Annotated in this window: 20 protein-coding genes; 14 read left to right on the top strand and 6 right to left on the bottom strand. The window is 69.9% G+C overall.

All coding sequences use genetic code 11. The features are described from left to right. The first annotated feature begins 54 nt into the window (after window positions 1–54). Window positions 55–594, top strand: coding sequence for a GNAT family N-acetyltransferase (locus JNW91_RS04055; RefSeq protein WP_203173595.1), 540 nt, complete (start codon window positions 55–57; stop codon window positions 592–594). On the opposite strand, the gene JNW91_RS04050 is transcribed toward JNW91_RS04055, so the two are convergent. Beyond that, on the bottom strand, window positions 591–1,763 hold the full coding sequence (locus JNW91_RS04050; protein WP_238424328.1) for a SpoIIE family protein phosphatase: 1,173 nt from the start codon (window positions 1,761–1,763) through the stop codon (window positions 591–593). The two genes, JNW91_RS04055 and JNW91_RS04050, sit on opposite strands and share 4 nt — an antisense overlap. Before the next feature lie 83 nt (window positions 1,764–1,846). Beyond that, window positions 1,847–2,653 (bottom strand): alpha/beta fold hydrolase, encoded by an 807-nt coding sequence (locus JNW91_RS04045; RefSeq protein ID WP_203173593.1) that lies wholly within the window; start codon window positions 2,651–2,653, stop codon window positions 1,847–1,849. Between the two features lie 248 nt (window positions 2,654–2,901). On the opposite strand from JNW91_RS04045, the gene JNW91_RS04040 reads away from it, so the two are divergent. The 9 genes from JNW91_RS04040 (at window position 2,902) to JNW91_RS04000 (ending at window position 11,426) form a co-directional block, all read left to right on the top strand. Next, window positions 2,902–3,690 (top strand): hypothetical protein, encoded by a 789-nt coding sequence (locus JNW91_RS04040; protein ID WP_203173592.1) that lies wholly within the window; start codon window positions 2,902–2,904, stop codon window positions 3,688–3,690. Window positions 3,691–3,701: 11 nt separating this feature from the next. Further along, window positions 3,702–4,388, top strand: coding sequence for a class F sortase (locus JNW91_RS04035; protein ID WP_203173591.1), 687 nt, complete (start codon window positions 3,702–3,704; stop codon window positions 4,386–4,388). 61 nt (window positions 4,389–4,449) lie between these two features. Beyond that, window positions 4,450–5,067 (top strand): ECF RNA polymerase sigma factor SigK, encoded by a 618-nt coding sequence (gene sigK / locus JNW91_RS04030; RefSeq protein WP_203173590.1) that lies wholly within the window; start codon window positions 4,450–4,452, stop codon window positions 5,065–5,067. Further along, window positions 5,064–5,792, top strand: a complete 729-nt coding sequence (locus JNW91_RS04025; RefSeq protein WP_203173622.1) for an anti-sigma factor — start codon at window positions 5,064–5,066, stop codon at window positions 5,790–5,792. Before sigK ends, JNW91_RS04025 begins: the two co-directional genes overlap by 4 nt. Window positions 5,793–5,870: 78 nt before the next feature. Continuing rightward, a complete protein-coding gene (locus JNW91_RS04020; protein ID WP_203173589.1) occupies window positions 5,871–6,125 on the top strand; it encodes a hypothetical protein in 255 nt (84 codons plus the stop codon). A gap of 123 nt (window positions 6,126–6,248) precedes the next feature. Further along, the gene (locus tag JNW91_RS04015; RefSeq protein ID WP_203173588.1) at window positions 6,249–7,625 is read left to right on the top strand and encodes a family 43 glycosylhydrolase; all 1,377 of its coding nucleotides are present in this window, start codon (window positions 6,249–6,251) and stop codon (window positions 7,623–7,625) included. A gap of 37 nt (window positions 7,626–7,662) precedes the next feature. Further along, window positions 7,663–9,102: a glycoside hydrolase family 43 protein gene (locus JNW91_RS04010; protein ID WP_203173587.1), complete on the top strand. Its 1,440-nt coding sequence runs from the start codon at window positions 7,663–7,665 to the stop codon at window positions 9,100–9,102. A gap of 211 nt (window positions 9,103–9,313) precedes the next feature. Then, window positions 9,314–10,771: an RICIN domain-containing protein gene (locus JNW91_RS04005; protein WP_238424326.1), complete on the top strand. Its 1,458-nt coding sequence runs from the start codon at window positions 9,314–9,316 to the stop codon at window positions 10,769–10,771. A 283-nt stretch (window positions 10,772–11,054) separates the two neighbouring features. After that, a complete protein-coding gene (locus tag JNW91_RS04000; protein ID WP_203173585.1) occupies window positions 11,055–11,426 on the top strand; it encodes a DUF302 domain-containing protein in 372 nt (123 codons plus the stop codon). Between the two features lie 50 nt (window positions 11,427–11,476). Here JNW91_RS04000 and JNW91_RS03995 read toward each other — a convergent pair whose 3' ends face one another. Then, a complete protein-coding gene (locus JNW91_RS03995) occupies window positions 11,477–11,950 on the bottom strand; it encodes a hypothetical protein (protein WP_203173584.1) in 474 nt (157 codons plus the stop codon). 309 nt (window positions 11,951–12,259) lie between these two features. Here JNW91_RS03995 and JNW91_RS03990 point away from each other — a divergent pair, with 309 nt between their 5' ends. Beyond that, a complete protein-coding gene (locus JNW91_RS03990; RefSeq protein WP_203173583.1) occupies window positions 12,260–12,736 on the top strand; it encodes a hypothetical protein in 477 nt (158 codons plus the stop codon). A gap of 45 nt (window positions 12,737–12,781) precedes the next feature. Continuing rightward, window positions 12,782–13,960, top strand: a complete 1,179-nt coding sequence (locus JNW91_RS03985; RefSeq protein ID WP_203173582.1) for a MalY/PatB family protein — start codon at window positions 12,782–12,784, stop codon at window positions 13,958–13,960. A 246-nt stretch (window positions 13,961–14,206) separates the two neighbouring features. On the opposite strand, the gene JNW91_RS03980 is transcribed toward JNW91_RS03985, so the two are convergent. Beyond that, complete coding sequence (locus tag JNW91_RS03980; protein WP_203173581.1) at window positions 14,207–15,451, bottom strand: MFS transporter; 1,245 nt, start codon at window positions 15,449–15,451, stop codon at window positions 14,207–14,209. A gap of 92 nt (window positions 15,452–15,543) precedes the next feature. On the opposite strand from JNW91_RS03980, the gene JNW91_RS03975 reads away from it, so the two are divergent. Further along, window positions 15,544–15,933, top strand: a complete 390-nt coding sequence (locus JNW91_RS03975; RefSeq protein WP_203173580.1) for a VOC family protein — start codon at window positions 15,544–15,546, stop codon at window positions 15,931–15,933. 242 nt (window positions 15,934–16,175) lie between these two features. Further along, complete coding sequence (locus JNW91_RS03970) at window positions 16,176–16,982, top strand: class I SAM-dependent methyltransferase (protein ID WP_203173579.1); 807 nt, start codon at window positions 16,176–16,178, stop codon at window positions 16,980–16,982. Between the two features lie 51 nt (window positions 16,983–17,033). On the opposite strand, the gene JNW91_RS03965 is transcribed toward JNW91_RS03970, so the two are convergent. Both JNW91_RS03965 and JNW91_RS03960 read right to left on the bottom strand, forming a co-directional pair. Further along, window positions 17,034–17,564: a GNAT family N-acetyltransferase gene (locus JNW91_RS03965; RefSeq protein ID WP_203173578.1), complete on the bottom strand. Its 531-nt coding sequence runs from the start codon at window positions 17,562–17,564 to the stop codon at window positions 17,034–17,036. Between the two features lie 43 nt (window positions 17,565–17,607). Further along, window positions 17,608–18,168, bottom strand: coding sequence for a TetR/AcrR family transcriptional regulator (locus tag JNW91_RS03960; RefSeq protein ID WP_203173577.1), 561 nt, complete (start codon window positions 18,166–18,168; stop codon window positions 17,608–17,610). Window positions 18,169–18,196 lie beyond the last annotated feature (28 nt).

Genomic DNA, 18,196 nt, shown 5'->3' with positions numbered 1-18,196 from the left:
ACTTCCGGCGAAATAGGGTGCTTGACAATCCCGTACCCTGCCAGGCTGCCCGGCATGGACGTACGTCTTGAGCCCTGGTCGGAATCCGCGCTCGACCTCCTGCGCCGGATCAACACACCGCAGATGCGTCGACACGTCGGCGGCCCCGAGTCGGAGGAGAAGCTGCTCGCCCGGCACCGCCGATACCTCGCCCTGCCGGCAACCGGCCGCGGCTGCATGTTCGCCGTCCTGCTCGGCGAGGAGATGGTCGGCAGCATCGCCTACCACCGGCGTGGCTGGCAGGGCCAGCAGATCTACGAGACCGGATGGAACGTCCTACGGCCCTACCAGGGCCGGGGCGTTGCCACCGCAGCCGGTGCCGCCCTGCTCACCATCGTCCGCGAGGCTGCCCGTCATCCCGATGCCCCGCACAGCCTGCACGCGTTCCCCTCAGTCGACAACGCTCCCTCCAACGCTCTCTGCCACCGCCTGGGCTTCACTCTCCTCGGCCCCTGCGACTTCGAGTACCCGCCGGGCAGCGGCTCCCTGATGCGCAGCAACGACTGGCGTATCGACGTCATTAACCCCGGCCTGCCGTCGTGGCGTGGCGGTTAGGGTCGGCTGGGTGGGGCGCTGATGGCCAGGACGGCGGTGTCGTCGGTGAGCCCGGCACCGAAGGTGCTGAGCAGCTCGGTGACCGCGGCGACGGCGTCGGCGGCGTTGGTGGGCGCGAGTCGGGTGGCGAACCGGGCGAGGGCTGCCGTTCCGTAACGGCCATCGGCGGTCTCGCTGCTGGCGGGGCGGGCCTCGGTGAGTCCGTCGCTGTAGAGGAGCAGTGTGTCGCCGGGGTTCGCTACGACGGTGGTGTTGGCGTACTGGGAGGTCGGGAAGGCCCCCACGATGCGGCCCCTCGTGCGCTGGTAGTGGACGGAGCCATCCGCCCGCAGCAGCAGTGGTTCGGGGTGCCCGCCGCTGGCGATGACCGCGGTGAACCCGCCGACGGACGGTGTGGGCGTGAGGATGCCGAACACGACCGTGCAGTAGCGCGCGTCCTCCCGGTATTCCTGCCAGAGCACGGTGTTGAGGTTGCGCAGCGCGGCGGCAGGGTCCGGGTCGTAGACGGCCGCGGCGCGCAACGTGTAACGGGCCAGGGCGGTGACGGCGGCCGCTTCGACGCCTTTGCCGCTGACATCGCCGAGAAAGAATCCCCAGCGGTCGTCGTCGAGGGGGAACAGGTCGTAGAAGTCGCCGCCGACCTCGTCGGCGGAGGCCGCCCGGTAGTACGCGGCGCTTTCCAGCCCGGGCGGGGTTTGCAGCACGGCGGGGAGGAGACTTCGTTGCAGTTTGCTGACGAGTTGCCGTAACCGTTCGTCCTCGCGTTCGGCTGCCTTGCGGGCGTTGAGGAGTTCCCGTTCGTAGGCGCGGCGCATCCTGGCGTCGAAGACGGCCGTCCGGATGAGTTGGGGTTGACCTTCGCTGCCGGCCTTGACGACAGACGTGACGAGGACCGGCATACGGGAGCCGTCCTTGCTGCGGAGTTCGAGGGAGACACCTCGGATCTCGCCCTGCATCGCCAGCATCGGTGCGAAGTGGGTTTCGTGGTAGATCCGGCCCCCACCGGTGAGCAGGTCACTGAAGCGGCGTAGCCCGACGAGTTCCTCACGGCTGTAGCCGAGCCATGCCAGCAGCGTGCCGTTGATCTTCGCAATGGTGCCGTCCAAGAGGGTGGACAGGTTCCCGCAGGGCGAATTCTCGTACAGGTCCTCGAGGTTGTCCTCAAGCAACGCGGGGAACCCGGCCTCGCTCGGCCGGGCACTCCCGTCACCGCTCGGACCTTGGCCGTGAGGATCAGCCCCGGCAGTGCCGGTCATCGGTAGGCGGTCCTGATAAACGACGTGATCGCCGCGGCCGTGGCCTCCGGCGCGCTCAACTGCGGGCAATGCCCGGTGGCATCCAGGGTGACGAGCCGACTGCCGGCGATCTGCGCGTGCACGAACGCGCCGACCTCAGGCGGCGCGATGGCGTCCTGGGCACACTGCAGGATCAGGGTGGGGACGCTCACCGCGGCGAGGTCGGCGCGGTTGTCGGACAGGAACGTGGCGCGGGCGAACACCTGCGCCATCGCGGGGTCCGTCCGGCAGAAGCTTGCCGTCAGCTCGTCACCCAGCTCCGGCCGATCGGGATTGCCCATGATCAGAGGTGCCATGCTCGACGACCAACCGAGGTAGTTGCTGTCGAGTGAGTCGAGCAGGTCGTCGATGTCGTCGCGGGTGAAACCGCCTCGGTAGTCTTCGTCATCGATGTAGCACGGTGACGGGGTGACCAGGACAAGCGCGGCGAAGCGGTCCGGTTCGCGGTTCGCCGCGAGCACCCCGATGCTCGAACTGACCGAGTGCCCGACGAAGATCGGCTGCTGAAGGTCGAGGTCCTGGCAGATGCTCAGCACATCATCGGCGTAGCTGTCCAGGGAGGCGTAGCGGTCGGCGTTCCAGGCCGTCGGATCAGCCTTGCCCGATCCCACGTGGTCGAACAACACCACCTGGGCCCATTGCCCGATCTCGGCAGCCACGTGGCGCCACATGTGCTGATCGCAGCCGAAGCCGTGCGCGAACACGACGGTCGGCCCATCCGGACGACCGGCCAACACCACGTTGTTGCGGTTCCGCACACGCATTCACCTATCTTCCACCACCCGCACCTCGGGACCAAGTGCCCCTCCACCTGGGTGAACGTTGTCGCATGCACAGCCACGGGAGCCCGGTGGGGCTGCTGTCCCCGCTCCAGGCCGCAGCAGAATGAGTGGCTCGCCGCCCGGGCCGAAAAAGAATCCGGTCCGACACCAATCCGGCGTACGCCGAGCGACGAATCCCTCCCGACAGCACCTGAGCATCAACGCCGTACCGGCGGAGACGGAGATCTGTTGTGAGACCTTACCGAGCACTGCTCGCTGTGCCAGCGGCGGCGCTGGTCCTGGCGTTCCCCGGCGTGGCGCACGCCGACGAAAGTGTGCAGGTCCAGTTGCAGGACCTCAACGGGACCGGCGCCACCGGGACCGCGACGCTGACCGCGACGAGCGGCGGTGACCTGAAGGTCATGATCCGGTCGAAGGGGATGACGCCCAACTCGCCGCACGCTCAGCACGTGCACGGCGCGGCCAACGGCATGGACTTCCACTGCCCCGACAAGTCGGCCGACGCGAACGGCAACGGCTTCGTCAGCACCGAAGAGGGTCTGCCGATGTACGGGGACATCTTCATCTCGCTGACCACCACCGGCGACACCACCAAGGCCAGCGGGCTGGCGGTGGACCGGATGCCGAAGGCCGACGCGCAGGGCAACCTCAGCTACGAGCGCACCATCCAGGCCGCCGAGCTGCCCGAGGGCACGATCGAGCACCTGAAGGACCTGCACCTGGTGCAGCACGGCATCGACGCGAACAAGAACGACAAGTACGACATGGAGGCGCTCGGGGAGTCGACGTTCGCCAAGTCCATCGGCGTCAACGGCATTCCCGCCGAGGCCACCGACCCTGCCACCTGCGGCATGGTCACCGGCGCGGCCGCCGGCTCCGTACCCGCCGGGGGAGTTGCCACCGGTGATGGCAGCACGTCCGGTGGATCGCCGATGATGATGTGGTCCGTGGGTGGCCTCGCGCTGCTCGGCGCCGCCGGTGCGGTCGTCGTGCGTCGCCGGCTCGCCGGCGAGCGCTGAGGGATCGTTCGATGGACACCGGCGACGTACCTGTGCCGGCCGGCCACCGGCAGGGGCGCTTCGCGCTCCTGGCGGTGGCCGGCATCCTCACCGTGACGGCGACCGTGACGATCGGCTTCGCCGTCGCCGGTCGGGGTGGGGACCCGCCCCGACCCGACGCCTCCGCCGCGGCACCGGCCGCGGACGCGTCGCCTGTCCCGGCGACCAAGCCGGGTGAGTTGACCTCGGGACCGCTGATGGCCAGCTCCCCGCCGGCTCGGGTGTCGATCCCGTCGCTGAAGGCCACCGCGGCAGTCGTCGCCCTCGGCCTGCGGGCGGACGGTGCGATGCAGGTGCCGGACAACGCCACCGAGGTGGGCTGGTTCACCAAGGCGCCGGTGCCCGGCGCTCTGGGCCCGGCCGTGCTGGCCGGCCATGTCAACTGGAAGGGGCGAAGGGGGACGTTCTTCGACCTGGGCAAGCTGGCCGTTGGCGCCGGAATCATGGTGGACCGGCGGGACGGCAGCACGGCGATGTTTACCGTCACGAAGGTCGAGCAGTATCCCAAGGACCGCTTTCCCACCGACGAGGTCTACGGACCGACCGACCACGCCGCGCTACGCCTGATCACCTGCGGCGGTGAGTTCGACGAGGCCACGCAGCACTACCGCGACAACGTCATCGTCTACGCGCGCCTCGCTCACGCTCATCCCGCGTGAGCGCCGTCCGCCTCCGGTGGCCCGTCGACGCGTCGCCAGCACAGGGAAGGACCTGCCGAGTATGAGCGGTGAACCGGAACGGGCGCGACGGTTACGGTCGGTGCCGCAGGACGCCGCGGGCCCGCCGACCGCCGACGAGCTGCTCTGCGGGGTGGCGCGTGGTGACGAGGCGGCGTTCGCGGCGCTGTACGACGTCATGGTGGGAAGGGTCCTCGGGCTGGCCCGTCGGGTGGTGCGCGATCCGGCGCAGGCGGAGGAGGTGACGCAGGAGGTGATGGTCGAGGTGTGGCGCACCGCCGGCCGCTTCGACGCCGGACGCGGCTCGGCCTCGGCGTGGATCCTGACCATGGCGCACCGTCGGGCGGTGGACCGGGTGCGCTCCGAGCAGGCCCACAGAGACCGTGCGCGGCAGTTCGCCGCGACGGAGACGCACGTCCCCTACGACGAGGTGGTCGAGGACGTGGCCGCCCGGTTGGAGCGGGAGCAGGTCCGCCGGTGCCTGGGCCGGCTGACGCCGGTCCAGCGCGAGGCGGTGACCTTGGCCTACTACGGCGGCCACACCTACCGTGAGGTCGCGGAGAAGCTGGAGGCGCCGCTGCCGACGGTGAAGACGCGGATGCGCGACGGGCTGATCCGGATGCGGGACTGCCTGGGCATCGAGCTGGAGGGGCGGGTATGAGCGCCGACATTCACACCCTCGCCGGTGCGTACGTCCTCAACGCGGTCGACGACGTGGAGGGGGCGGCGTTCGAGCGGCACCTGGCCGACTGCGAGCCGTGCCGCCGGGAGGTGGCCGAGCTGCGGGAGACGGTGTCCCGGCTCGCCGACGACGCCATCGTCGAGGCCACACCACCGGGGCTACGGGAGCGGACCCTGGCCCAGGTGGCGCACACGCCGCAGCTGCGGGTCGGCGCCAGAGGTGCGAGCGACAGACGGCAGGCACGCGGGTGGCGACAGCTCAGCGTGGCCGCCGCCGCAGCGATCCTCGTGGCCGGTGGCGCGAGCGCGGTCACCTGGACCGTCAGCAACGACCGGATCAGCGACGAGCAGGACAGCAGCGCCCAGGCCCGGCAGATCGCCGCCGTACTGGACGCCCCGGACGCCCGCGTGTTCGAGCGGTCGCTGCAGCCCGGCGGCGCCGCGACCGTCGTGGTCTCACGCGACCGCGACCGCGGTGTGGTGCTGCTGCGCGACCTGCCCGAGGCCGGCCCCGGGCGGATCTACGAGCTATGGCTCATCCGTGGCAGCGAGCCCCGCAAGGTGGGGCAACTCGCCGAGGGGGTCAGGGCGTCGACCACGGTCATCGGTCCGGTCGCCGAGGCGGGCACGTTCGGGGTGTCGAACGAGCCCGTCGGCGGCTCCGCCGCCCCGACCCGGGTCATCGGTACGGTCGAGCTGAGCTGAACCCGGGCCGGCCGCGGTCACACCGTAGGCCGGCCCCGGCCGAGCCGGAGCATCCGGGCGTCGTCGGGGGTGCGGGACGTGCTGATCGTCAAGCTTGACGACGCGCTCGGCCCACCCCCCGCCAGGCGCTGGTGGCGCGCCGACACCTGGCGTCGCGAAGCGGGTCCGGTGCTGAACCGGGTGGTACGCGCCAGCGCAGCACCGGTGCGTACGGACTGCTGGCCGTGGTGGTGGGATCCAACGAGCGCCTTCGATTCCTTGACACCCGTCGATGCGATCGCTAACACTTGTCCGCAACGCGAATTTAACGAACCGAACACATGGTGTCTGTAGTCGCCGGCGTTGTCCGTGCGGCTTGTCACCCATCGCCCGAGACCTCGAAAACCCGAGCCGCGCCTGGTTCAATCATGTTAACGCTAACATGGAGCATCGACGATGCGTCTACGTTCACTCCTCGTGCTTTCCGCCGTGGCCGCCGCCGCCTTCGTGGTGGTCGCCGACGGTCCGGCGCATGCCGCCACGCTGCCGACCGGCGCCCGTTCGCTGGAGTCGGTCAACCAAGCCGGACGGTACGTGCGGCACGTCGACTATCTCGGTCAGCTCGATCCGGTGACCTCCAGCAGCGCCAACCAGACCAAGCTGGATGCCACCTTCACCGTGGTCAACGGTCTGGCGTCCCCGACCTGCTACTCGTTCCAGACCAGGACGGGCATGTTCCTGCGGCACCGCGACTACCGGCTCCGGGTCGACCCCAACACCGGCGACGCCACGTTCCGGGCCGACGCCACCTTCTGCGCGGTGGACGGGTCAGTCGTCGGATCGGTGGCGCTCGCCTCGTACAACTATCCGAACCGGCGGATCCGGCACCGTGACTTCGCGCTCTGGATCGACACCTACCAGGACACGGCCGCGTTCCGAGCCGACAGCTCCTTCCGCCTCGTCGCGCCCTGGGCACCCAGGACCGCCAAAGGTCCGGTGATCCCGGGCCTCTTCGCCGACCCGCACATCGCCGTGTTCAACGGCCGCTATTACCTGTACCCGACCACCGACGGCTACGCGAGCTGGGCCGGCACCTACTACAAGGCGTTCTCCTCCACCGACCTGGTCAACTGGACCGACCACGGCGTGATCCTCGACCACGGTCCGGACGTGTCCTGGGCGGACCACTCGGCCTGGGCGCCGGCGGTGGCCAGCGCCAACGGCCGCTACTACCTGTACTTCAGCGGCGGTGCGGCCAGCGGCAACACCGCCAAGCAGTTGGGCGTGGCGGTGGCGGACAGCCCCACCGGGCCGTTCCGTGACGCGCTGGGGAGGCCGCTCATCCGCGGCGACCAGTTCTCCGGCGGGCAGACGATCGACCCGATGGTGTTCAGCGACGACGACGGACAGTCCTACCTGTACTGGGGGCAGGGCGTCGCGCGGGCGGTGCGGCTGAACACCGACATGGTCTCCTTCGACGCGGCGCAGGCGCGGGTCGTCACGCCGTCGGGCTACAACGAGGCGCCGTTCGTGTTCAAGCGCAACGGCCTGTACTACTTCATGTGGTCGGAGAACGACACGCGCAGTGAGGACTACCGGGTCTCGTACGCCACCGGCCCATCGCCCCTCGGGCCGTGGAGCAGGCGTGGCGTGGTGCTGCAGAAGCGCCTTGAGGTTGGCATCAAGGGCACCGGCCACCACTCCGTGGTCCGCGCACCCGGCAGCGACACCTGGTACATCGCCTACCACCGGTTCGCCGTGCCGGCCGGCAACGACACCAACCGCGAGACCACCATCGACCGGATGGAGTTCAACGCCGACGGCACCATCCGCCCCGTCGTACCGACCCTCTAGCTGACTCGGATGCCCCTGCGCGAAGGAGGAAGACCCCATGTCGAGAGTCCTCGCCCGGCTCTGCGCGGTCACGGTCGCCGCGTGCCTGCTGTTCACCACCTGGTCGGCGGCGACGCCGAAGGAGGCGGCCGCCCTCGACCCGACCGTCGGCTACCTGATGGCGCACTTCACCGGCGAGTCGTCGACCGATCAGCAGATCTACCTCGCTCACAGCACCGACGGCCTGCGTTGGACCGACCTGAACAACGGTGGGCTCGTGCTGCGGTCCACGGTCGGCACCCGCGGGGTCCGTGACCCCGCCCTGGTCCGGTCGCCCGGCGGCGACCGGTACTGGATCATCGCCACCGACCTGTGCATCGGCTGCGGCCAGGACTGGTCGACAGCGATCAACAACGGCAGTCGCAACCTTGTCGTGTGGGAGTCCACCGACCTGGTCAACTGGTCGGCGCCGTGGCTGCTGAACGTCGCCGGCGCGATCCCGGACGGACGCAATGCCTGGGCTCCCGAGGCGATCTGGAACCCGACCACCGGCGACTACGTCCTCTACTGGGCGACGAACGTCCCGCTCAACGGAGCGACCAAGCACCGCATCTACTACGCGCGCACGGCAAACTTCCGCAGCATCACCACACCGCAGGTCTACATCAGCCGGCCCGGCAGCCAGGAGATCATCGACACCCAGATCGTCGAGGTGCCGGCCGGCGTCGGCGCCTACCGCTACGTCCGGGCGTCCCGGGACGGACAGATCACCCTCGAAGGCAGCAACTCCATCCTCGGCACCTGGACGAATCTCGGAAACCTGTCCGGCATCGGGCTGACGGGCGCCCAGGTCGAAGGTCCGATGTGGATGAAGTTCAACACCCGCAACGAGTGGGTCCTCTACCTTGACCAGTACTCCACCGGGCGCGGGTACCTGCCCGTCCTGACCACCAACCCGTCGAGCCCGGGCGGCTTCCGGCTCCCGGCATCCGGCTCGTACGCCCTGGGCGGCACCAAGAAGCGGCACGGTTCGATCCTCAACCTGACCGCCGCCGAACAGAACCGGGTGCTCGCCCGCTGGCCCGCCACCCCGGTCAACCGGATCCAGTCGTACAACTTCCAGGACCGGTACGTGCGGCACGCCGATTACGACGCCCGCATCGACCCGAATGTCAGCCCCGCGCAGGACGGCCAATGGCGGCTGGTGCCCGGCCTGGTCGGCTCCGGCACGGTCTCCATCCAGTCGGTCAACTACCCGGGCCACTACCTGCGCCACTACGGGTTCGACTTCCGGCTGGAAGCCAACGACGGCACCACCACCTTCGCCGCCGACGCCACCTTCCGGCAGGTCGCCGGCCTCGCCAGCTCCTCGTGGGCGTCGTTCCAGTCCTACAGCCACCCGGACCGCTACATCCGGCACTTCGACTACCTGCTCCGGCTCGATCCGGTCACCGACGAACAGAGCCGTGCCGACGCCACCTTCCGCGTGACCAGCTGAAACCGGCCCCTGCTGTCCGTCCTGGTCTGGAAGCCGGAGAGACCTCGGGCGAACCGCGCTGATCCATACGACGTTCAAGGGTTGTTCGAAACCGAATGTCCTGGACGTGTCGAACCCGGAGAGCCGAGACCTAGTGATTGGACATGTCATGACACGGAGCACGTCGTCCAACGGTCACGTATCAGGACCAGCGCGGAGAAACCTGCGCCGGATGTCGATCGCCCTGGTGGCCGCCTTGGCGGCGATGGTTGGCGTGGTCGCGGTCACGTCATCGCCAGCCACCGCCGACACCAACCAGTTCCGCGGCATGAACTGGGCGGTGTTGGGTGACAACTTCAGCACCGGCCCGCTTGTCGTGCAGGGGCTCAGCTCGTCCGACAGTAACGCGACGGTACGGGCCAAGGCCAATGCGATCTACGACGACATGGCTTCCACCATGGGCGTCAACACCGTCCGGCTGCCCATCAACACCCACACGGTGGGGACGACGTGGTGGGAGGCGTACCGGGGCGCCATCGACGCCGCCACCGAACGCGGCTTCAAGGTCATCCTCGCCTATTGGGAGGACGGCGCCGCCTCCGGCGGCAGGATCACGAACCTCGCCGCGTGGAACACGATGTGGTCCACGGTGACCAACACGTACGGCTCGAACAGCAACGTCTACTTCGAGCCGATGAACGAGCCGCACGGTTACAGCTCCGCGGAGTGGCGTAACGTCGCGGCGGACTGGCTCAACTACCACTACTCGGCGGTGCCCGGCCGGGTGCTCATCGGCGGCACCGGTTTCAGCCAGGACCTGCGGGACATCTGCAACGACGCCCGCTTCAACTCGACGCTGCTCTCCTTCCACCACTACGCCTTCTTCTACGGCGCGATGACCTACGACGCCTTCCGAAGTCACATTCAGACCCGCCTTGGAAACTGCGCCTCCCGTGCGGTCGCGACCGAGTTCGGCGCGCCCATGGACAACGGCCTCAACTACGCCGACGCGAGCAGCACCGACAACTTCGTGCGCCACATCCGCGCCATGGCCCAGGTCATGCGCGACAACCGAATGGGCGGCACCTACTGGCCCGCCCTCGGCGGCAAGCCCGGCAACATTGGTTACGACTGGTACTCGATGTTCTCCCTCAGCGGCAGCGGCACCAACCTCAACCTGACCGTCCGCAACACCTCCGGCGCCGACCGGATCCGGTACGGGTGGGGCGACACCGTCGGAGGGGGCCCCACGACGCCGCCGCCAGGCACGGGAACGGTGTACAGGATCAACGTGCGTCACAGCGGCAAGGCCATGGACGTCCAATCACCGAACACCGACAACGGTGCGCGCGTCGGCCAGTACACGTACGGCGGCAACGCGTGGCAGCAGTGGCAGTTCCAGGATGCCGGCAGCGGCTACTGGCGCATCATCAGCCGGCACAGCGGGAAGTGCCTTGACGTGGTGAGCGCTTCAACCGCCGACGGTGCCGAACTTGTCCAGTACACCTGTGGCACCGGCACCAACCAGCAGTTCCAGATGGCCGCCAACGGCAGCTACTTCCAGCTGCGGGCACGACACAGCGGCAAATGCGTGGACGTACCCTCCGCATCGACCGCGGACGGCGTGATCCTGAAGCAGTATCCGTGCAACACCGGCGCCAACCAGCAGTGGTCGCGCACGGCCGTCTGACGATCGTCCCGACGCAACCACCGATGAAGCCGTTGAGATATCCATCGGAGTTGAGGTCGTTACTGGTGTTCCCCCGCGCTGGCGGTTCGTAGTCGAAGTCGCGTGGCGTGCCAAGGCTGTGGTGAACCCCGACCGGGCCTGACTCCGCGAGAAGCTCCGGCGCTGAGGGGAGTACGGCGGCGGTTTACGGCAAACCTCCCCGGGCGGGCCTCGGTTGCCGACAAGATGGGATGGATTCGCCCAGCGACACGGTGAGCGGGGGTCGGCCGTGAACGACGGATTGGTGACCAGGCGGAGCGCCCACGATGTCGGAGAGACGATCTCCGCGCTGCGGGCCGAGGCGGAACGTATGGGCGCCGCGGTGGCCGCGGTGGTCGACCATGCGGCGGCCGCTCGCAAGGTCGGGCTGAGTATGCCCGACACGCAGGTAATCATCTTTGGAAACCCGCAGGCGGGCACTCCGCTCATGCAGGCCCGTCCCGAGATCGCCATCGACCTGCCGATGCGACTCATGGTGCGGGACGACGGCCAGCCCGGCTCCCTGATCACCTGGCAGGACCCCGGGTACCTCGCCCAGCGGTACGGACTGGGCGAGGATCAACTCGCGCCCCTGAACGCCCCGGCCAGGATCGCCTCCGCCATCGACGGCCACTGAGCGTAGGAGCCATCCGGGCCTCCGGTGTACGGGTACCTGTGCTGGCTGGGTCAGCCGTGCCGGTCCAGCCGCTTCAGCGTCGTGGCAGCGGCCAGGCCATACGCGACGTACGGCAGGGCATCCTCGCGCCAGCCCTCGGCGCCCCAGCGGCGCGGGTCGGTCACCCCGAGGGCGGTCATCGACCCGTCGGCCACCAGCATGCCGCCGATCCCGATCACCCCGGCCGCCACCGGCAGCGGTGGCCGCCACCGCGCGGTGAGCGTCGCGAAGAGCGACACGGCCAACACTCCGTTGACGAACCCGAACACCGGCCCAAACCCGGCACGCCGGTTCGCCGCCCGGTCTGCCGGTCCCAGGTTCACGTGCGCCAGATCCGCCATTCGCTGTACGGCACGCTCGTGCGTGTCACTCATCGGGCGAGCCCGCACACCGACGTCGAGATTGCTGAACAGTTCGCGGGCGAGCGTGCCGGCGGCGCCGGCCACGACCCCGTTCGTCAGGCTGGCCAGCCAGTTCCTTGCCATGACATCACCTCGGCCTTGTCCATCCGTATTCGCCCGCGTCCCGCCGACGGCTGGCCGCGTGTCCGGCATACCCACGCCGTGCCCCGTCATTTCTGCCGGACAGGCCGTTCCGTGCGTGCAGCCTCCCGCTCCGGGGTTGGCGGTCATGCCGTGAACAGGGGGAGTAGACGAACCGGGGCTTCTGTTCCGGAGTGACTGGTTTCTGCGGCTGACGGCCCCCCGAGCGAGGGAGGCAGCTGGTTCCGCGGGGGGAGGCCGGTCGTGCGTGCGGCCGGAAGGGTGATGGGCATCCGACGATTGGAGGCGACCATGAGCCCTACCCACGCCGACCCGTCCCGGTGGGCGTTCGCCGCTGCCTACGCCGTGCCGCTCTGCGTTCTCCCGTCAGCCATCTGGCGGCTGACCGCGGCCCCGGGCAGCTCGGTCGGCTGGTATCTGACCTTCCTGTCCGTGCTGTCCATGGCCCTCGCCATCCTGACGCTCGGGCTCGTGCACAAGTGGGGCCAGCGTCTTCCGCGCTGGCTGGGCGGCAGGCCGATTCCGCCTCTTCTGGTGACACGGCTGGCGATCGGTGGCGGCCTGCTGCTCGTGGCCATCTGCGCCTACTTCCTCCTGAACCAGGCGTTCCATTTCGTCGACCGGGGTTGGAGTCCGACCGCGGCGCAGGACGCAGTCGTGCACGATCGGCCGGGCTGGGAGATCTTGCGGTACTACGTTCCCCTGCTCGCCTGGGGCCCGCTGCTGATTGCCGTCGCCCTCGACTATCGCAGGCGCGCCAGGCGGTGAGGGAGGGTCGGCGCGGGTCGGGACGCAGCGGAATAGGCTTCCGGCATGAGTGGTGTGCTCGGTGGTGCCCGGAACGCGGTGAATCCCCTTCGCCAGCTCACGATCGACCAGCTCCGGCAACGGACGAGTCTCAAGTGGCGCGAGTACCCCGACGACGTGTTGCCGCTCTGGGTGGCGGAAATGGACGTGCCGCTGGCCGAGCCGGTCGCGCGGGCGATCACCGACGCCGTCGCTCGCGGCGACACCGGCTACACCGCCGGCACGGCGTACCCGCAGGCGCTGGCAGAGTTCGCCCGGCGTCGGTGGGGTTGGGACGGGCTGGCCGTGGAGCGCACCGCGCTGGTGCCCGACGTGATGCACGGCATCGTCGAGGCGCTGCGGCTGATCACCGAGCCAGGGGACGCGGTGGTCGTCAACTGTCCGGTCTACCCGCCGTTCTACGAGTACGTGGCGCACGCCGGCCGCCGGATCGTGGAGGCGCCGCTCGGCGAGGACCTGCGGATCGACCTCGGCACACTGGAGGACGCGTTCCGGAAGGCTCGGACCGGTGGGCGGCCAGCGGCGTACCTGCTGTGCAGCCCGCACAACCCGACCGGCGTCCTGCACACCGCCGACGAGTTGGCCGCCGTCGCCGGTCTGGCCGAGCGGCACGGGGTGCGGGTGGTCGCCGACGAGATCCACGCTCCGGTGGTGGTTGGGGGAGCGCGGTTCGTGCCGTACCTCTCGGTGCCCGGCGCGGAGAACGGCCTGTCCCTGATGTCCGCCTCCAAGGGGTGGAACCTGGCCGGCCTGCGCGGTGCGCTCCTCATCGCCGGCCCGGACGCCGCCGGCGACCTCGCCCGCGTTCCGTTCGAGGCCAGCGTCAGCACCAGCCACCTCGGCGTGATCGCCCACACCGCCGCCTTCCGCGACGGTGGCGAGTGGCTCGACGCCGTGTTGACCGGCCTGGACGACAACCGTCGACTCCTCGCCGCGCTGCTCGCCGAGCACCTGCCGGCCATCCGTTATCACCCCGGTCAGGCCACCTACCTCGCCTGGCTCGACTGCCGCGCCCTGGGCCTCGGCGACGACCCCGCCACCGTGTTCCTCGACCGTGGCCGGGTGGCGCTCAACTCCGGCTCGGCCTTCGGCAGCGGTGGCGGCGGCCACGTCCGGCTGAATCTGGCCACCGCACCGGAGCTGATCACCGAGGCGGTACACCGGATGGCCACCGCCGTCGCCTGAGAAGCCACTTCGGCCGCCCCCGGGCGTACTGCCGACCCCTCGGCCGCCCAGCCTGCGGGACCTGACCGGGGCTCGGTCGTCGGCCGGGCCGGAGTACCAGCCCGAGGTGCTGGCTATGCCGCGGCGCTTGGCGTCGGCGGGGTACCGCGACATACCCGAACCGGCGTGGATCACCGTCAGCTCAGCCGAGACGGAGACTGGATGCCAGCGCCGGTACATCCGTCAGCGTCTCGAAGAGCGCAGGCGTCATCCCGGTGGCCGCAGGGACGCGGCCGAGGTGGACCTAGCTGCGGGGCTGATGGGCGGACGGGCGGCGGTCGGAGTTGGCCCGGCGGCGCGGCTCCGGCGCGCGTCCACGGCGAGCAGCGCGAGGGCGACCAGCGTCAGCAGCCCGCCGACGAGTGCCAGCGGGCGTGCCCCCGAGGCGGGCAGGAGCGCACCACCGAGCAGCGATCCGCCGGCAATGCCGGCGTTGAAGGCGGTGCTGACGCCGGCCGATGCGATGTCGGTGCTGCCCGGAGCCAGGTGCAGCATCCGGTTCTGCACGGCGGAGCCGAAGCCCGCGTAAGCGAGGCCGATCCCGGCGAGCAGTGCGACCGTGCCGGGCCGGAGCGCGCCGAGCGCGTACAGGCCGAACAGCGAGGCCGTGCCGATGCTCAGCGGTGTCAACAGCGAAGCGATCGGGTGGCTGTCCAGGGTCCGGGCCGCAGCCAGAGTGCCGACGACACCGGCCGCGCCGGAGACGAACAGCAGCGGCGCCAGCACCGCGTCGGCGAAACCGCTGACGTCGAGCAGGAACGGTGTGACGTAGGTCTGCAGGGTCATGAAGCCGCCGATGCCGAGGGCGGTCGCCATCAGCAACAGGGCGAAGCGCCGCCCGTCCGGTTCGGTGCCCCGGGCGGCGCCGCCAGCGGCCGGCGGATAGGAGGGAAGGAGGACGAGCACCGCGGCGGCGATCGCCAGACCGACCGCGGCCAGCACCGCGAACGCCGCCCGCCAACCGGCCTGCTGGCCGAGCCAGGTGCCGAGGGGTACGCCGAGCACCGGGGCGAGCGTCGCCCCGGTCGCGAACAGCGCTACCACCCTGCCACGCACCGCGACCGGGAAGGGCCCGGTCACGGTCGCCGTGGCGATGGACCAGAACAGCGCCTGGGCGAGGGCGGTCACGACGCGGGAGCCGGCCAGCGCGGCGTACGTCGACGCGAGCGCGGCGGTGGCGTTCGCGGCGGCGAACAGGAGCATCGTGACGCCCAGCAGTTGACGCCGAGGTATGCGCTGGGTGAGCCGGGCCAGCGGCACGGACGCCAGCACGACCACGACGGCGTACCCGCTGACCAGCAGACCCACCTGCGAGCGGGACCGGCCGAGATCGGCTGCGATGTGGGTCAGCAAACCAACGGGCAGCAACTCGGTCGTGATGAACGCGAACGCGGCGAGGGAGAGCGCGACGAGCACCGCCCTGGCCCTTCGCGGCGACACCTCCGGCGCCATGGCCACCCTCCCTTCATGGTCACCGTAACCGAGGGCCCCTCGGTCAGCGCGCGCCGGCGACGAGCGGGACTGATTCTGCGTACGCTGCCGCGGTGCAGATCGACCTGGTTGCCCTGATCGTCGACGAGTATGACCCCGCGATCGCGTTCTTCACCGACGTGCTCGGCTTTGACCTCGTCGAGGACTCCCCGTCGCTGACCAATGACGGGCGACCGAAGCGGTGGGTCATCGTCCGGCCACCGGGCGCCCAGACCGGGATTCTGCTCGCCCGCGCCGACGGAGAACACCAGCGCGCCGCTGTCGGTAACCAGGTGGCCGGCCGCGTCGGACATTTCCTCCGCGTCGACGACTTCGACGCCGCTTACCTGCGGATGGCCGAAGCTGGTGTCACCTTCGTCCGAGAACCGCGGACCGAGCCCTATGGCCGGGTCGCGGTCTTTCTCGACATTGCCGGCAACCGGTGGGACCTCCTCGGCACCTGACGCGCCGCGTCGGCCAGCCGAGGTGGCTGCTCGCCGCCGCTACGAACCGCCCGCTGCCTGCTGCGAAACGCGGGATGACAGGGTCTGAGCAACGCTGACGCTCCCAGCCGGGGTTGCCGGGGCAGCGGCTGTGAATCTATGGTGGGCGATGCCGGGGTGAGAGGCGCTGCGACGGACCGGGTCCGCCACGCTTACCCTGAGTATCCGACCCAAGGGCGCCTTCCTGAGATCAGGGAGGCGTAGTGGGTACACCCACAACCACCTGGGGCGTCGGCGACTACCCCGCGATGGCCCGGCTGTTGATGCCGGCCGCCGAAGCGGTGGTGGCGGCGGCCGGGGTACGGCCGGATGACCGGGTGCTCGATCTGGCCACCGGCACGGGCAACGCCGCGGTGCTGGCCGCCCAGTCCGGAGCGCGTACGATCGGCGTTGACCTCGAGCCCACACTGCTGGCGCTTGCCCGGCGGCGCGCCGCGGATGCCGGGCTGACGGCCGATTGGCGAGTCGGTGACGTGATCCGGTTGCCCGTGCCCGACGACTCGGCCGATGTGGTGTTGTCCGTGTTCGGCGTCATGTACGCGAGCGACCACGACGCGGCCGCGCGGGAGCTGAGCCGGGTGGTTGCTCCCTCCGGCCGGGTGGCGTTGGCCGCTTGGACACCGGGCGACTTTCTGCCGGCCATGGGACAGGTCCTCGCTGCCTACCTGCCGCCCCCACCGGCCGGAAGCGTCCCGCCGAGCCGATGGGGTGACCGGGATTCGGTCGGCCGGCTCCTGGAGGCGGCCGGGCTGCGTGTCACGTCGGCGGTCCCCCAGCGGTTGCACCTGAGCTTCGCTGACGGGGACGCCGCGACCAGCCTGCTCATCGACACCGCCGGGCACATCGTCGCGGAACGGAACCGGCTCGTAGCGCAGGGTCGATGGCAGGCGATGCGCGCGGACCTGCGCTCGTTCGTCGACGACCGTGGTGTGACCGACGGCGACCACTTCCGGCTGGAACTCGAATACCTGATGGTGACAGCCACGCCAGCGACGACGGCGGCGGCATGACGCGGACATATCCCGGCAGGCATGCCGGCGTGGACCCGAGCGCAGCGCGGCTCAACCGACCCGCTGGGCCAGCACCTGCCCCGGCCAGGTTCCCGACCGGAAGGTTTCGGTGCGAGTGAACCCGTGGCGCTCGTAGAACGCCACCAACTTGCCGTCGCCGCCGGCCCAGCAGTCGACCCGTAGCAACCGCACGTCGGCTCGTCGGGTCTCCTCCACGGCGTGTGCCAGCAGGGCCGACCCGAGGTTCCGACCGGCGAAGCGTCGGTCGGAGACCAGGAGCCGGACGTACCGCTCGGGTTCTTCCGCAGGCGCGATCGGCGCCTGCGGGTTGGGCCCGGAGTCCAACACCAACGCGGCGGCCGGTGTCCCGTCCACATCCGCGATGTATGGGACGTTCTCGGTCATGTACCGATCGACCAGCTCGATCCCCCCGGGCTTCTGAGAGAACGGCGTCGTGCCCCACTGCTCGGTGTTGCCGCGCTCGTTCATCCAGATCACCGCGGAGTCGAGCATGGCCAGGACGGCGGGTGCGTCGGCCGGACCACCACGCCTGATACGTATGCCGCGGGTCGAGTCGTCCACGCCGGCAGTGTATTGCGAGGGTGCGGCCGGGGCAGACCAGCGGCTAGGGGAGCGCGCGTAGGACCATCTCGACCAGGGCGTCGACGTCTGCGTCGACCATCGGCTCGCCGGTCATGCCCATCCGGTGCAGCAGGGTTCCGACAACGACATCGATGAAGAAGAGGACCCGGTTCTCCGGTTCGTCGAGCGCCTCTTCGAGCGCGAGCCGGTAGGGGTCCTGCAACTGTGTGGAAAGGATCTGGCGCAGGGCGGAATCGTTGACGGCATCGGTGAATACACCGGCGAACGCCGCGCCGATGCCGGGTTCGCCGATCTTCGCCGCGATCCAGCGGATGGCTGTCGACATGATCTCCTCCCGGCTCGCGCCCGTCAGCGGCGCCGGGCCGAACGCGTCGACGAGGCAGGCGGTGATCAGCGCGCCCTTGGACGGCCAGCGGCGGTAGATCGTGGTCTTCGCGACGCCTGCCGCGGCGGCGATGCGATCAACGGTGGCGTGGGCGTAGCCGAGCTCGTGGACCGCGTTGAGCGTGGCGGCGAAGACCGTGGCGTCGACGCCGGAGCGGGGGCGGCCGGGCGGTCTGGTGGATGTGGTTGCTCGGGCCATGGTCACACGATAGCCAGTTATGCTACTT

The sequence above is a fragment of the Micromonospora parastrephiae genome (assembly GCF_016802865.1).
GTDB classification, from domain to species: Bacteria; Actinomycetota; Actinomycetes; order Mycobacteriales; family Micromonosporaceae; genus Micromonospora; species Micromonospora parastrephiae.
Note: the sequence above shows the minus strand (reverse complement) of the source record. Positions and strands in the feature narration are given on the sequence as shown.

Coding starts and splice junctions, on each gene's coding strand:
- JNW91_RS04025 (WP_203173622.1), top strand. CDS start 5,064: ATGAGCGCCGACATTCACACCCTCGCCGGTGCGTACGTCCTCAACGCG.
- JNW91_RS03985 (WP_203173582.1), top strand. CDS start 12,782: ATGAGTGGTGTGCTCGGTGGTGCCCGGAACGCGGTGAATCCCCTTCGC.
- sigK (WP_203173590.1), top strand. CDS start 4,450: ATGAGCGGTGAACCGGAACGGGCGCGACGGTTACGGTCGGTGCCGCAG.
- JNW91_RS03960 (WP_203173577.1), bottom strand. CDS start 18,168: ATGGCCCGAGCAACCACATCCACCAGACCGCCCGGCCGCCCCCGCTCC.
- JNW91_RS04035 (WP_203173591.1), top strand. CDS start 3,702: ATGGACACCGGCGACGTACCTGTGCCGGCCGGCCACCGGCAGGGGCGC.
- JNW91_RS04005 (WP_238424326.1), top strand. CDS start 9,314: ATGTCGATCGCCCTGGTGGCCGCCTTGGCGGCGATGGTTGGCGTGGTC.
- JNW91_RS03980 (WP_203173581.1), bottom strand. CDS start 15,451: ATGGCGCCGGAGGTGTCGCCGCGAAGGGCCAGGGCGGTGCTCGTCGCG.
- JNW91_RS03995 (WP_203173584.1), bottom strand. CDS start 11,950: ATGGCAAGGAACTGGCTGGCCAGCCTGACGAACGGGGTCGTGGCCGGC.
- JNW91_RS04055 (WP_203173595.1), top strand. CDS start 55: ATGGACGTACGTCTTGAGCCCTGGTCGGAATCCGCGCTCGACCTCCTG.
- JNW91_RS04045 (WP_203173593.1), bottom strand. CDS start 2,653: ATGCGTGTGCGGAACCGCAACAACGTGGTGTTGGCCGGTCGTCCGGAT.
- JNW91_RS03990 (WP_203173583.1), top strand. CDS start 12,260: ATGAGCCCTACCCACGCCGACCCGTCCCGGTGGGCGTTCGCCGCTGCC.
- JNW91_RS04010 (WP_203173587.1), top strand. CDS start 7,663: ATGTCGAGAGTCCTCGCCCGGCTCTGCGCGGTCACGGTCGCCGCGTGC.